The sequence below is a fragment of the Pseudomonas salomonii genome (genome assembly GCF_900107155.1).
In the GTDB taxonomy this organism is placed as follows: Bacteria; Pseudomonadota; Gammaproteobacteria; order Pseudomonadales; family Pseudomonadaceae; genus Aquipseudomonas; species Aquipseudomonas salomonii.
On the sequence record NZ_FNOX01000014.1, the window covers coordinates 65212 to 78783 of the forward strand.

Here is a 13572-nt window from a genome sequence, read left to right on the forward strand (position 1 = left end):
ACGAGTTAAACAGCCGGAGAGTGACGGGGAGTACGATGACAATTCAGACACCACACGACACCGGTGACCAGAAGCGCAATCGCCGCAATTTCATGTGAGTCGGGCAGCCGATGCTCCCATAGAAATCCAAAAACCAGCGCCGCTAACGTCTCAATCACGAGCACTTGTCCGCTTAGTGCCAGTGGTAGAAGTCGGCTCGCCTGATTCCAGCACGCATTACCCACAACCGAAGATAAAAACGCTACGCCACCGGCTACCATGACAAAGTGTAGCCATTCGGAGTTGTCATGCGTTCCGACCTGCCTGCCCAGGACAGGTACCGCCAAAAGCAGTGACTGAGCGCCAGTCATGACCCCTGTCAGCAGTGCCCAGTCATGGGCGGAAACACTGGCTACCTGAACCAGCCGCCGAGCGTTGCTCACTGCGAACCAACTCCATGTCACTAACGCGCCCGCTGCGCATAGAATTCCGGCGAGGTTTGTCAGTATATCTGGCTTGTCGCCGTTGATCAGTGCGTGCCAGCTGATGAGTACGACCCCGCCCACAGCGCAGAACAGCGAGGGAGTGAGCTTGCGCAAAGAAATAGCGTTGACGTCATGACGACCTGCCAGCGTGACGAACACCGGAATGAGTCCGACGATCAGAGACGTTGTGGCAATGCCAACCAACTGCACACCGGTGCCCACCAGCGTGTAGTAAATGAGGTTTCCAATCAGGCTAAGCCAGAAGAGTGACTTCCAGTCGGCGATGGTGAGATTGGCGCAAACGCGCCTCCAGCGGGGCATAAGCAAGGCCACCGAAATCGCGCCGTAGCAGAGAAATCTCAGAACGGCGAATTGCAGGCCGCTCAGCCCCGGGGTGAGCTGGGGGCCGAGGAAGATCACTCCCCAACACAGGCCCGCGCAAACTCCGTAGACAATGCCCTTTAGCAGTAATCGGTCAGCAAACATTTCATCCGCGCTCCAAAGCGTTATGGGTAAAGTCTGGAGCAACTGATTCGGGGAGTATTGTCGGTAACTACGGGATTTTTTACCCAGACTGTTTTTGCGTTTTACGATAAACCGCCGGGGTCGTGGCCCTCACGCGCTGCATGGCACGGGTCAGCGATGCCTGGTCGCAAAAGCCGGCACGCAAGGCAATCTCGGATATGGTCAATGAGGTTCCACGCAACCATCGTTGAGCTTCTTGCAGGCGTAAATCAGTCAACCAAGCTTGCGGACTCATCTCGAACATTAGCCGGAAACGTTGGTGCATCTGGCTCATGCTCATTTTTGCTACTTGAGCCATGCTTTCATTGCTCCAGTTCGCTCCAGGATCCGCCTGAACACGAGCGATCAACTGCTTCATGGGGTCTGGAAAGCGGGAGATATCCGGATTTAGAGACGACAAAAGCAGAGGCCCCAATTGGGCGGCCGCGATGGACAATTGCGCATTGCCGATTAGCTCAGCGAACTCTATAAGCCGACGAGTAGCGGGGGAAATGGGCACATATATTTTCTGAGCAAGACGCTCGATCTGGAGCGTTTCCATAATTGTCGGCGCACAGTCCAAAACTAAGAAACGGCTATCGAGGTGAGTTTGCTGCGAATGGATCGAGCCAGGTGTCACAAGCGCTGCCAGTGACTGATCAATGCAGCCGCCGCGACCGTTTACGTCAATTTCCATTTCGCCACGAATCGGCAGTACCAATTGAGCATGCTCGTGGTAGTGGTGACGGTCTTCCCTCTCATAGCTGCGAACTTCAAGACTAAGAAACATTAGTGCACCTTCCGGCCCGTCTGGTTATCCAAGGTTGACGTCCCAAAACGCCCAATGCGCGCCCGCGTCAGGTCAGACTTGCCACTGATTCTAACATCTACGGATCAGACCGTTGATCGCACAGGCTGTATTGGCCATACGCTTACGTTTTCCCTTCGATTCACCTTAGCTTCGATTGCACTGCCAGGATATGCCTATCTGCTTGCCCCCCGAACTTTCCGCAGATGATCTTGGTTTCCGTCGAGCCTATGACCCGTACTCATAGGATAACAACACTCCTTGTTGGGATTTTTGAGCCTACCTAGAGTGGCATCCATCGCAGCGCAATAAGCGCTTGACGATCGACACACGAGCCTCGAACGCGGTCTGGTTATCGACTTCCCAATTACTCGTGGCGCTCCTGGCGCTGGCGATAGTGCTCAAGAAACCAACGACGCTCAGTTTGACGACTCAATGCTGACCCTAATCAAACTTGCACAAGGAATAAAAAGATGAAATCCAAAACGAGAATTGCCGCTCTCATCTCATCTCTGACGCTGGCTGCGCTTAGCACTGCGGCTGCTGCACAGGAAAATCCCGCCGCTGTACAGGCCGCCAAAACGGTCGTACTCGTACACGGCGCGTTCGCTGACGGTTCATCGTGGAACAAAGTGATTCCATTACTTGAGAAAGCTGGACTGAAGGTGGTCGCGGTGCAGAATTCGCTGGACTCACTGGACAGCGACGTCGCCGCTACCAACCGCGCGATCACCGATGCGCAAGGGCCTGTGGTTCTGGTTGGGCACTCATGGGCGGGCGCTGTTATCAGCGACGCCGGCGTCAACGACAAGGTCAAATCCTTGGTGTATGTGGCGGCTTACGCACCCGATGACGGCCAATCTGTGTACGACTCAGCTAAAGGCTACCCGCAAATGCCAGGGCTGGCGTCTTTCGTAAAAGATCACGATGGCTACCTAAAGGTCAGCGACGCAGGCGTCGCCAAGTTTTTCGCACCTGACCTTTCGCCTTCGGAACAAAAACTGATTGCAGCAACTCAAGGCGCGTTGAACAGCAAAGCACTGGGTCAACCAGTTCCCCATGCTGCCTGGCACAAGGTGCCTTCGTTCGCAGTTGTAGCCGCTAATGACCTGATCATTTCGCCGCAGCAGCAACGCGATCAGGCAAAGCGCATGCACGCCACTTCTATAGAAGTGCCTTCGAGCCACGTCGCAATGCTCGCTTATCCGAAAGCAGTCGCGGATCTGATTATCAAAGCCGCGCAATGATTCGAAGGTGGACGATCATTGTAATGCCGCAATTTCTCTATCAACTCTGGCACGTGAGATGACTGTCATGAACTGGTAAATAACTGAATATGCTCCACCAGGCCCGACTTAATGTCGGGCTTTTCCGTTGATGCCAGCAAGTTTTTAGCGAACTGTAGCCGACCGGAGAATTTCGCTCGCCCTGAAACACTACGGGATCCGTCCGGCGTTTAAGCGAGTCGGCGAAACAGCGTGACTTGCATTTTCGCCTGCTGCACAGGAGCACGCTAAACCTAGGTCAGGTTCAACCCCCCGTCTGACAGGAGCACCTCGCCGGTCAAATAGTCCGACTCGACCAGCATGGCGACAGCTTTTGCGATGTCGTCCGGGCTGGCGGCCCTGCGCATAGGAGCGCGAGTTCGCCACAGCTCCTGGGCCTCTGTCCACTCTGCTGTCAATGGCGTATCGACCAAGCCAGGCGCCACAGCGTTTACGCGAATTTCTGGCCCAAGCGATACCGCGAGCAAGCGGGTCATGTGATTCAGCGCAGCTTTGCTTACCGCATAGGGAATCGATGCGCCTTTAGGACGGATACCGGCATGCGAACTGATGTTCACGACGCAGCCTGCTCGACGGTAACGGGCAGCATCGCGCAATGCCGACTCGGTCAAAACGACCAGGTGAAACGGCGCCACGACATTGACCTCGTTAAGTTCGTGCCACACCGCCGAACTTGCAGACGCAAGGTCGCCGTGCGCAATGACTCTGCTAATACCAGCGTTATTGACCAATACGTCGAGCTGCCCCCACGCGGCAATAGCCTCGTCAACAAGCCTGACCCTGTCAGCTTCGACAGCAAGATCAGCTTGCACGTAAACAGTCTGCTTCATTTCGGCAACCATGGCGCGTCCCGTCTCTGCAGAATTTCGCGAATGAAGCACCACCGCATAGCCTGCACGGCTGAGTACACGTGCAATGGCTGCGCCGATACCGGAAGTCGATCCTGTCACCAATGCGACGCGTAATCCGTTGTCGATTGTCGGATTGGGTTTCATAGGGATATCTCGAATGAGTTTCCAGAGCGTAAGCAGCCAGCGTACACAACTTGCGCAGATCAGTCAGGCATTCACCGATGCGCAAGCAGAGGCTTGATCTCACTGGCTCGCTGCGCAGCGACCTGACGAATAACTCGTTCGAACCCAAGCGCGCGGCTGGGCATGTCGCTCGACTTCGTACAGCCCGACAATAGAGTGGAGCGCCTGCTTCGCTAACGGGTTTGGCTACATGCAGGCAGAACAACGGGCGGCGCGCATGGGCCACGGCACGACTCGGTACGTCACGCCCCGACGCCCTATAGACGTGAATCAGCTCTAAGCTGTGCCAATCCTTGGGAACGAAGTCTTTATATTCGGGCATGGAAAAGCCGTCGACTGGCGACGGCTTTGAGGGGGGACTTCAGCTCGACGAAGGGTTTATCCCATTGCAGGCCAGTCCGAGTAACCCGTCGAATCGCCACCGTACCAATAGACCTTAGGCGCTTGCGCCAAAGGCGCTCCGCTGCCCAAGCGATAAATCAGGTCGGGGTTGGCGATAAACGGGCGGCCAATGCTAAAGAAGTCCGCTTCCCCTGCCGCCAGAGTCTGCTCGGCCAGATCCAGCGTGTACTGGTTGTTGGCGATATAGGCTCCGCTGAAGCGCTGCCGCAATTGTTTAAAGTCAACGCCGTTGACCTCTTCGCGACTTAACTGAGTGACGCCCTCGATCTCATGGATATACAGCACCCCCAAGTCCGACAGCGCGGCAACATAGGCACCGAAGGTGGCCATGGTATTGCTGTCCAGTGGCGTTTCGCCGGGCGTTGTAGTCACTGGAGAGATGCGGATGCCAACACGGTCGGGGCCCCACACGCCAATGACGGCCTTGACCACATCCAGAGGAAAGCGCAGGCGATTTTCCAGCGAACCGCCGTAACGGTCTGTGCGAACATTGGTGCTGTCGCGAATGAACTGCTCAAGCAGATAGTTGTTCGCAGAATGCACTTCTACACCGTCAAAACCGGCAATCCGGGCGCTTTGGGCGGCCCGGCGATAATCCTCTACGATCAGGGGAATCTCATCGGTTTCAAGTGCCCGCGGCGTAACGAAATCTTTCATTCCTTCATGAACCCGGATCTGCCCATGAGGCTTGATCGCCGATGGCGCTACAGTAAGGCCGCCGTTGTGCATGTCAGGGTGCGACATGCGTCCTGTGTGCCAGAGTTGCAGGAAGATTTTGCCGTCATGACGGTGCACTGCCTCGGTCACACGCTTCCACGCAACGATTTGCGCCTCAGTCCAGATCCCCGGGGTTCGCGAGTAGCCCCGGGCCTGGGCCGAAATATTGGTCGCTTCAGTCACAATCAATCCGGTGCTTGCCCGCTGGCCGTAATAATCAGCTACGTAGTCAGGTTGAACACCGACATCGTCCGCGCGGCTGCGGGTCATCGGCGCCATCACAATACGGTTCTTCAGTTGCAGCTCGCCCAGTTTGGCGGGCTGCAGGACAGGGCTTGCGAAACGATCACTCATGATGTTTTTCTCTCTGCAAGTCAGGGCAATTGCGGATGCGCTCAGCCAATGGTCTTGGCCCATACGGCCTGCGCATTGGTGAATTCCCGCAAGCCGAAATGCGAGAGCTCGCGGCCGTAACCGCTCTTTTTCACGCCACCCACCGGAATACGCGCATTGGTTGCAGGGAAGCCATTGATGAAGACCCCACCGGTTTCCAGGCGACGAGAGATGCGTTGCGCCCGCGCCATGTCCTGTGTCCACAGGCTGCCGCCCAATCCGTAGTCACTGGTGTTGGTCAGGACGATGGCATGCTCGACATTGCTGGCGATGGTAATGGCGGCGACGGGGCCAAACGTTTCTTCATCGAACGCGGCCATGCCGGGCTGGACGTTGGCCAGCACAGTTGGCGCGTAGAAATTGCCTGGGCCTTCGATCTTCTTGCCACCGAGCAGCAACGTCGCGCCGGCTGCAAGGGTGCGTTGGACTTGGCCATCAAGCTCTTCGCGCAGATCGCCGCGTGCCATGGGCCCGACGTTGTTGGCGCTATCCAGGGGGTTGCCGACCTTCAATTGTTTTACTGCGGCCACGAACTTTCGGGTGAACTCTTCGGCAATCGGTTGCTCGAGGATAAAGCGCTTGGCCGCGAGACATACCTGACCTGCGTTCTGGAAACGGGCCTCGACAGCGGCCTTGACCGCCAGGTCGATATCGGCATCGGCCAGCACGATGAAAGCGTCGGAGCCGCCCAGCTCAAGAAGGCTCTTTTTCAGTGCCTTGCCAGCGGTGGCCGCCACTGCCGAACCTGCGCGCATGCTGCCCGTCAGGGTCACTGCGGCGATGCGTGGGTCTTCGATGGTGCGAGCCACGGTTTCATTGTCGGCGATGAGATTGACGAACAATCCTTTCGGGAAGCCCGCTGCTTCATAGGCGTCCTGCAGCGCGTAGGCAGAGCCCATGACATTCGGGGCATGTTTGAGCATGAACCCGTTGCCCGACAGCATGATCGGCCCTGACGCGCGAATCACCTGCCACAGGGGAAAGTTCCAGGGCATCACCGCGAGGATGGTGCCGATGGGCAAGAAGGAAACGTGAACCTGATCGTCTCCCTCTACGTTGACTGGCTCATCAGCCAGGATCGCCGGGCCATTGTCAGCAATCCAGTCGATGGTCGCGGCACACTTCTCCACCTCTGCGCGGGCTGAAGCCAGGGTCTTGCCCATTTCGGCGGTGATCAGCCCAGCAATGATTTGCGCACGCTCGCGCAGGATTGCGGACAGACGACGATAGGCCGTGACACGTTCGCGCATTGGTGTGGCACGCCACAAGCGGAAGGCAGCGGCGTTTACGTCCAGCAGTTGCTCGACTTCGCTCTGGGTCTGAAACGGGTAAGTCGCGATCAGTTCGCCGGTCGCCGGGTTACGCGAAGTGGCGAAAGCAGGGGCGGTCGAAATAGCGTTCAGGTTGGTCATCGGTATCACCTCGTTGGCGGTGGTGCAGCGCGTTGTGCGCTGCGATGGCCGTCACATTAGGTAAGCCCGAGAGAGCCAGGAAGGCGTGTTGTTATCCTATGACTGCGGGTCATAGGCAGTGTGTCGAGGGATATAGGTCACCATCGAAAGATCCGGGCGTCCCTCTGGCGTCAGGGCCACATAGGTGAAATCGATATAGCCACTGACCGGGTGCAGCAGACGCTTGCGCCCTTCGTCGAAGCCTTTGACTTCTGTGTCCTGCCACCACTCGCGGAATTCCGGGCTCAGGGCGGACAGCTCCTCGATCAGGCTGTCGAAAGGCGCCTTATCCTGCGCCAACGCACGGGAAGCGCGAAAAGCGCTGATCATCCCGCGCGCCATCTGCTCCCAATCCAGGATCAAGGTTCGATAGGGGATGTACAGGAACAGCAGGCGCAGGGTGTTGCGCTCATGGGGCTCTAACGAACCGTAGTCGACGAACAGCTCGGCGATTGCATCGTTCCAGGCCAGAATGTCCAGTCGTGAATTACGCACGTAGGCCGGAATGGGATTGATCGCACGCACGAGCATTTCCAGCCCTGCGCTGACGCCGCCGCCAGCTTCAACCGCGGGTGCTTCAAGCGCAGACAATGCAAACAGGTGGGCGGACTCGATACGGTCGAGTTTGAGCACTTTGGCGATGCGGCGCAGTGCGTCTGGTGAAGGCTGGATATCGCGGCCCTGCTCCAGCCAGGTGTACCAGCTGACGCTGACTCCGGCGAGCACTGCGACCTCCTCGCGGCGCAGCCCTTGCGTGCGACGCGGCCCTTCCGGCAGGCCGAACTCTTTGGGCTCAAGACGCGCACGTCGGCTAGAGAGAAATTTCCCGAATTCCCGGCGCTGTTCCATGGAAGGTCTTTTCGCCATAATCTTTATCTCTCCAGTCCAGTGATCGATACCGGTCGTTGAATAAGCGAGGTGCCCAGTGCCTTGTCAGCTGCTCACTGGCACCGAGGGGTGCTCCAAACAGCGTGGCGCACTGCCTTGCGACCAATCGGCAAGTCCCGCTAACGCATGCGCCTCCCACACCGGTAAATCCTGATACTACAGATAATTGAACAACGTGATGAAATCCCGTTCGACTCGCTTCATATATTTCCTTGATGGCTCGGACACATCACCGCTCTTCCGGCTCAGATGACCCACAGATTGCTCTGGAAACAGCCCGCGATACACAATTCGACTTGATCATTTCTGACATTGGGATGCCGAAAGTGAACGGCCATGAGCATCCAGCCATGCGTTCGCAAGTAAAATGACGTTTCATTAGATCGCCATGAAAATTAAACACCTTGTATAGGCAAGTTCTGTTTTCAGCCCGCCGACCTTACACTTAAAAAAACCAGTTCCTTCCGCATATCAGGACTTGTGCCGACAGACACCCGCGCCCGAAGCAGAAATTCTGCATACCTATTTGCACGCTCCGCAGGCTGAGCGGGACGCATTGCGCGTACAGCTCAACGAATTGCAAACCATCCTCCAATCTCTGAAGAGTGAATCACTGGCGAAGAGAGGACGAACGTAGTCGGCCTCTCTTCGTTTCGCACTAAACGCCTAAATGACCCGTGATGGTATCCACTGTGCCTGCGACGTTTGTTCTTGAACGTACGACCTTCCACCAGCCCAAGGCCAGCGCAGTCGCCACCAACGGAATGGAAAGAACTGTGTAAGTTCCGTTGGGATAATCCAACCCCACCAGTACCAACACCACCGCCAAGAACAGGAGGGTCAGCCATGCGGTAAATGGAGCACCGGGCATTTTAAATGAAACCATTGCCACCTCACCTCTCTTTACCGCGCGTCGGTAGTTGATCTGAGACAAGACGATAAAAGCCCACGTCGAGAGAATCCCAAGTGTCACCAAGTTTAATAACAATTCGAACAGTTGAGACGGGATCAGAAAGTTGAGTACGACACCTATGATATTAATACCCATAGTGACCAAGATCCCCATATAGGGAACGCCCTGGCTACTCATCCGTTTAAACAGCGAGGGTGCAGAGCCGCCCATTGCAAGTGATCGCAGGACGCGACCGGTAGCGTACAACCCAGAATTAAGGCTTGAGAGCGCGGCGGTCATGACGACGATGTTCATCGCAGATCCAATTCCCGGAACCCCGAGCGCCTCGAAAAATGTGACAAAAGGGCTGACGTTGGCGCTATAGGCTGTCCACGGCAAAACTGTCACCAGCAAAAACACGGAACCCACGTAGAACAGCCCGATTCTCCAGATCACGCCGTTGATGGCCTTAGGAATAACGCTTTTTGCATCCGCCGTTTCGCCGGCGGCTGTCCCCACCAACTCTATGCTTGCGTAAGCAAATATCACCCCCTGTACGATGATAATGGCCGGCAGCAGCCCGTGCGGGAATATCCCGCCGTTGTCTGAGACTAAATGGAGACCCGGAACAGTGCCGCCTACCGCGTGCCCGGTAGCGAAAAAGAACGAACCAATCACTAAAAACACACTGATCGCGGTGACTTTTATAACCGCAAACCAGAACTCCATTTCACCAAACCATTTAACGCCTGCCATGTTCATGACGGTGACGACACCCAGCGCACTCAGGGCAAATACCCACTGCGGAAAGTCTGAGAAGATATTCCAGTACTTCATGTAAATCGCGATGGCGGTTATATCTACAACACCGGTTAACGCCCACACCAGAAAATACATCCAACCGGCAACAAATGAAGCCCCCTCCCCCATAAACTCTCTGGTATAAGAAACAAAACTGCCGCTGCTTGGGCGGTGCATCACCAGTTCACCCAGCGCGCGCAAGATAAAGAACGCAAACACACCACACACCAAATACACAATCGCAAGTGACGGCCCGGCGATTTGTAACCTCGCACCTGCCCCCAAAAACAAGCCTGTACCAATTGCTCCGCCCAACGCCATCATCTGCACGTGGCGTCTTTTCAAATGTTTTGAATAGCCGTTTTCATGAGAATCGAGCCAGTCTGTTCGGGCTACCGATCTGTCATATGATGTCAGGGTATTATTCTTTTTCATATTTCACCCATGCTGTTAATGTGCTGTTCGTTATTTCTCGCACGCCACAGTATCTCGCCCACTTCCGGAAACGGGTTCGAAACAAACGCTTACCTATCTGTCGCCCATACGCCAAAACCTCCTTAGAGGATACGTTTGGTGAGACGCTCTTATTTTACGACTTAATCCCGTGAAACGTTCGAACACAAAAAAATTACCATCCACATGATTGCCTTTCAATGCTTATTTTCAACAATCAACTATTTAATTGATTTATATAGACATTTTTAAATACGCCATCCACATGGTAGACAAATAAATATTTTGATAGCTTAATCAGCCACAGCGGCTGAAATGCGCAGCCAGCCCCTCAGTACACCCTTTGGAAGGCCACATGAAAAAATACAAAACCGTACAAACCCTGCTCGCTCATGCGTCGATCGAGCCTGAGCAGCATCATGGCTTTGTGAATACACCCGTTTACCGTGGTTCAACGGTCGCGTTCCCAACGTGTGAATCCATGCGTGAAGGTCGCCAGAAATATATCTATGGGCGCTGGAATAACCCTTCGACTGAGGCACTCACCCAGGCCTTGCAGCAACTGGAGGGCGCTCAAGGCACGGTACTTTGTCCATCGGGGCTTTCAGCGTGTACGACCGCCATCCTCAGTGTGGTAGGTACCGGGGACCACCTGCTGATTGCCGATAATGTGTACGCGCCCATCAGAGCGTTTGCTGAACACGTTGGCAGCCGCCTGGGCATCGAGGTCACGTTTTATGACCCAACAATCGGTGCTGGCATCGCTGACTTTATCCTGCCTAACACAAAAGCCATTTACGCCGAGTCTCCCGGCTCTTTAACCCTGGAAATACCTGACATTCGTGCAATCGCAGAGGTTGCCCGTGACCATGACATTCTGGTTATTGCAGACAATACCTGGGGTACTCCACTCTACTTTCCGTCGCTGGAGCTTGGCGTGGATCTTTCAATCATGGCGGCAACCAAGTACATCGTGGGACACTCCGATGCAGTCCTGGGAACCGTCTCGGCTTCAGAACGAGCCTGGGAAAGCCTCAAGAAATATCACTTCAACATGGGCTTGTTTGCCAGTCCGGACGACGTGTCGCTGGCCCTTCGGGGCATGCGAACGCTTGATGTGAGGCTTGAGCGCCATTACCGAAACGCGACCCGTGTGGCCAGGTGGCTGGAAACCCGGGACGAAGTGGAAGCTGTTTATTATCCGGCCCTGGAATCTCACCCTCAGCACGACCTTTGGAAAAGAGACTTCAAGGGCGCCTCAGGCCTGCTTTCGTTCCTGACTAAGCCGTCTTCACAGGCGGCGGCAGATGCGCTTCTGGACAACTTGTCGCTGTTCTCGATTGGTTATTCCTGGGGAGGTTTTGAAAGCCTGGCAATGATTGCAGAACCCAAGGCCGTCAGAAGTGCAACGACGTGGGCAGCCGATGGGCACTTGGTCCGACTTCATATTGGCCTTGAGGACCCGGACGATCTGATTGCAGATCTGAAACAAGGATTCGAGAGGTTCAACCGCTTGCGTGAGTGATGCTCACCCGTTCATTGGCTGAGTAGCCACAGAGGCGACCAAGGATTTGCACAGAATTATTTTTCTGGCGACAACCCCCGACGACGGTACATACCTTCGATGTCGTCAATAGTGAATATCAGCAGAACAGCATTGAAAGCCTACCAACTGAATGGTAGCTTATATTAAAATTAAGCAACGCCCCCCCGCTCCTACTCATTCTGTGAGAATCGCCATGCAAGATTGGAAGCAAACCCGTAAAGACATCAACACCCGTTTGATGGAACTCAATGCGCTGACCCCGGAAACCATGAAAGGCATGGCCGCGCTCGGTGGTGCCGGTGCCAAGACCAATCATCTGGATGCCAAGACCCGTGAGCTGATCTCGCTTGCGGTCGCAGTGACCACTCGTTGTGATGGTTGCATCGCTTTCCATGCTGCCGAGGCCAAAAAAGTCGGTGTCACCAGTGAGGAAGTTGCAGAAGCATTGGGAGTCGCTATCAACATGAACGCTGGCGCCGCGTTGGTTTACAGCACCCACGTGCTGGACGCGTTCGACAAGTCATAACCCCGCCAGCCATAACCCTTACAACGACTTCGAGATGACTCATGACTAAGCTATTTGCTCCTTACGACTTACCTGGGTTGGCACTGGCCAACCGTGTGGTGATGGCACCGATGACTCGGACGCGCACCCCAGAGAACATGCCCAGCGAACTGACCGTACTGTATTACGCGCAACGCGCTTCGGCCGGCTTGATTATCACTGAAGGCCTGCCCGTCTCGGACGAGGGCCGCGGCTACCTGTATACGCCTGGCCTATACACCGATGAGCAAACCGCAGGCTGGCGCAAAGTCACTGATGCCGTGCATGCAAAAGGCGGCAAGATTTTCGCCCAACTGTGGCACGTCGGCCGGCTGTCCCACGTCTCGCTCCAGCCGGGCAATGCGGCACCTGTTTCGTCCGGGACTGTTCCCGCGACCACCACCATGGTTTATGCCTGGGTCGAGCCCGGCAAAGAAGGCCCGGTACTTCCGAGCAGCCCACGTGCGCTGACGACCAATGAAGTCCAACGCGTTATCCGGGACTTCGTGGCTTCCGCTCGTCGGGCAATGGAAGCGGGGTTCGATGGCGTCGAGTTGATGGCGGCTAACGCGTTCCTTTTCGATCAGTTCCTGAGCAGCAAGTTGAATACTCGCACTGACCAATATGGCGGCTCCATCGCCAATCGCGAGCGCCTGCTGCTTGAAACGGTTGATGCAATCGCGGCCGAGATCGGTGCAGAAAAGGTCGGCGTACGAGTCTCGCCATTCGGTCGAATCTACGACATGGAGGCCTTTGACGGTGAAGCAGAGGCCTGGATGAGCGTGGCGTCGGCACTCAACGAGCGCAACCTGGCGTATGTACACCTAAACTACCAGACCACTATCTCCGCGGCTGGCACGCCGGAGGGCTTCGGCGCAGCATTCCGTCAGGCTTATCGCGGCACCCTGATCGGCGCCGGCGGCTTCACTCAGGCGCTTGCCGATCAGGAATTGGAGAAGGGTGAACTCGACCTGATCGCGTTCGGTACCGCCTTCATCTCCAACCCGGACTTGGTAGCGCGCATGCAAAACGGCTGGCCGTTGGCCGAACCGGACTTCTCCACGTTCTACGGCGTCATCGGGGCCAGAGGCTATACGGACTACCCGGAATACGCTGCAACCTACGCTTGATATCACTTCGCAAATAAGGAGCACACCATGCCACTCGTGACCATCAAAGGCATTGAAGGCGTTTTCACCGATGAGCAAAAAGCCGAGGTTATTCGCAAAGTAACCGACGCCATGGTCTCAGTGGAAGGTGAGAACATGCGCGCCCTCACGTGGGTCATCTTCGAAGAGGTCAAGAGCGGAGATTGGGGGATTGCCGGTAAACCTATAACGGCTGAGGAGGTTTTGAAGCTGCAAGCCGGTCAGTAAACCGTTGCAGCTT

Annotated in this window: 12 protein-coding genes; 5 read left to right on the plus strand and 7 right to left on the minus strand. The window is 55.7% G+C overall.

The genetic code is table 11. The annotated features are described in order from the left end of the window. Nucleotides 1-5 precede the first annotated feature (5 nt). Nucleotides 6-950 (minus strand): DMT family transporter, encoded by a 945-nt coding sequence (locus BLV67_RS27135; RefSeq protein ID WP_069787428.1) that lies wholly within the window; start codon nt 948-950, stop codon nt 6-8. A 79-nt stretch (nt 951-1029) separates the two neighbouring features. Next, entirely contained in the window at nt 1030-1758 is a 729-nt protein-coding gene (locus BLV67_RS27140; protein ID WP_069787427.1) for an AraC family transcriptional regulator, read from the minus strand. A 491-nt stretch (nt 1759-2249) separates the two neighbouring features. On the opposite strand from BLV67_RS27140, the gene BLV67_RS27145 reads away from it, so the two are divergent. After that, nucleotides 2250-3023: an alpha/beta fold hydrolase gene (locus BLV67_RS27145; protein ID WP_069787426.1), complete on the plus strand. Its 774-nt coding sequence runs from the start codon at nt 2250-2252 to the stop codon at nt 3021-3023. A gap of 272 nt (nt 3024-3295) precedes the next feature. On the opposite strand, the gene BLV67_RS27150 is transcribed toward BLV67_RS27145, so the two are convergent. The 5 genes from BLV67_RS27150 to BLV67_RS27175 form a co-directional block, all read right to left on the minus strand. Then, entirely contained in the window at nt 3296-4057 is a 762-nt protein-coding gene (locus tag BLV67_RS27150) for an SDR family NAD(P)-dependent oxidoreductase (RefSeq protein ID WP_074854555.1), read from the minus strand. Nucleotides 4058-4474: 417 nt separating this feature from the next. Continuing rightward, the gene (locus BLV67_RS27155) at nt 4475-5569 is read right to left on the minus strand and encodes an alkene reductase (RefSeq protein WP_069787525.1); all 1095 of its coding nucleotides are present in this window, start codon (nt 5567-5569) and stop codon (nt 4475-4477) included. A 41-nt stretch (nt 5570-5610) separates the two neighbouring features. Beyond that, nucleotides 5611-7020: an NAD-dependent succinate-semialdehyde dehydrogenase gene (locus tag BLV67_RS27160; RefSeq protein ID WP_083269388.1), complete on the minus strand. Its 1410-nt coding sequence runs from the start codon at nt 7018-7020 to the stop codon at nt 5611-5613. A gap of 96 nt (nt 7021-7116) precedes the next feature. Further along, nucleotides 7117-7926, minus strand: a complete 810-nt coding sequence (locus BLV67_RS27165) for a helix-turn-helix transcriptional regulator (RefSeq protein WP_065931539.1) — start codon at nt 7924-7926, stop codon at nt 7117-7119. A gap of 679 nt (nt 7927-8605) precedes the next feature. After that, complete coding sequence (locus tag BLV67_RS27175) at nt 8606-10075, minus strand: amino acid permease (RefSeq protein ID WP_083269386.1); 1470 nt, start codon at nt 10073-10075, stop codon at nt 8606-8608. Nucleotides 10076-10448: 373 nt separating this feature from the next. Between BLV67_RS27175 and metC the strand changes: the two genes are divergently transcribed. The 4 genes from metC (at nt 10449) to BLV67_RS27195 (ending at nt 13559) form a co-directional block, all read left to right on the plus strand. Further along, nucleotides 10449-11618, plus strand: a complete 1170-nt coding sequence (metC, locus tag BLV67_RS27180) for a cystathionine beta-lyase (RefSeq protein ID WP_069787425.1) — start codon at nt 10449-10451, stop codon at nt 11616-11618. Nucleotides 11619-11832: 214 nt separating this feature from the next. Next, nucleotides 11833-12165 carry a carboxymuconolactone decarboxylase family protein gene (locus BLV67_RS27185; RefSeq protein WP_069787424.1) on the plus strand — a complete coding sequence of 111 codons (333 nt, stop codon included), beginning with the start codon at nt 11833-11835 and terminating at the stop codon, nt 12163-12165. 41 nt (nt 12166-12206) lie between these two features. Further along, nucleotides 12207-13313: an alkene reductase gene (locus tag BLV67_RS27190; protein ID WP_069787423.1), complete on the plus strand. Its 1107-nt coding sequence runs from the start codon at nt 12207-12209 to the stop codon at nt 13311-13313. Nucleotides 13314-13340: 27 nt separating this feature from the next. Then, nucleotides 13341-13559, plus strand: a complete 219-nt coding sequence (locus BLV67_RS27195) for a tautomerase family protein (protein ID WP_069787422.1) — start codon at nt 13341-13343, stop codon at nt 13557-13559. Nucleotides 13560-13572: the final 13 nt, after the last annotated feature.

Coding starts and splice junctions, on each gene's coding strand:
- BLV67_RS27135 (WP_069787428.1), bottom strand. CDS start 950: ATGTTTGCTGACCGATTACTGCTAAAGGGCATTGTCTACGGAGTTTGC.
- BLV67_RS27140 (WP_069787427.1), bottom strand. CDS start 1,758: ATGTTTCTTAGTCTTGAAGTTCGCAGCTATGAGAGGGAAGACCGTCAC.
- BLV67_RS27145 (WP_069787426.1), top strand. CDS start 2,250: ATGAAATCCAAAACGAGAATTGCCGCTCTCATCTCATCTCTGACGCTG.
- BLV67_RS27150 (WP_074854555.1), bottom strand. CDS start 4,057: ATGAAACCCAATCCGACAATCGACAACGGATTACGCGTCGCATTGGTG.
- BLV67_RS27155 (WP_069787525.1), bottom strand. CDS start 5,569: ATGAGTGATCGTTTCGCAAGCCCTGTCCTGCAGCCCGCCAAACTGGGC.
- BLV67_RS27160 (WP_083269388.1), bottom strand. CDS start 7,020: ATGACCAACCTGAACGCTATTTCGACCGCCCCTGCTTTCGCCACTTCG.
- BLV67_RS27165 (WP_065931539.1), bottom strand. CDS start 7,926: ATGGCGAAAAGACCTTCCATGGAACAGCGCCGGGAATTCGGGAAATTT.
- BLV67_RS27175 (WP_083269386.1), bottom strand. CDS start 10,075: ATGAAAAAGAATAATACCCTGACATCATATGACAGATCGGTAGCCCGA.
- metC (WP_069787425.1), top strand. CDS start 10,449: ATGAAAAAATACAAAACCGTACAAACCCTGCTCGCTCATGCGTCGATC.
- BLV67_RS27185 (WP_069787424.1), top strand. CDS start 11,833: ATGCAAGATTGGAAGCAAACCCGTAAAGACATCAACACCCGTTTGATG.
- BLV67_RS27190 (WP_069787423.1), top strand. CDS start 12,207: ATGACTAAGCTATTTGCTCCTTACGACTTACCTGGGTTGGCACTGGCC.
- BLV67_RS27195 (WP_069787422.1), top strand. CDS start 13,341: ATGCCACTCGTGACCATCAAAGGCATTGAAGGCGTTTTCACCGATGAG.